Genomic DNA, 245 nt, shown 5'->3' with positions numbered 1-245 from the left:
CAACGTCATATTTTCGTGACGACAAGATGTATCATAACATGTATTCTGTATTTATTGCAATACTTTTTTTGTTTTTTTACAAAAGAATAAGAAAAAAACTCATGCAGACATGAGTTTTTTTCAAAAAATGTTAATTAAGCTTCGTATACGTTACGTACAATATTTGTTTGGTTACGATCTGGTCCAACTGAGAACATAGATATTTGAATTCCTGTTAACTCAGAAACACGTTCTACGTATTTTCG

The 245-nt window shown here is 29.8% G+C and carries 1 protein-coding gene; it reads right to left on the bottom strand.

The features are described 5' to 3' along the window. Nucleotides 1–134: 134 nt before the first annotated feature. On the bottom strand, nt 135–245 hold a 111-nt coding region (locus ACY191_RS06005), incomplete at its 5' end, for a hypothetical protein (RefSeq protein ID WP_463269944.1).

This window comes from Staphylococcus sp. TCBT05 (assembly GCF_055179755.1).
Note: the sequence above shows the minus strand (reverse complement) of the source record. Positions and strands in the feature narration are given on the sequence as shown.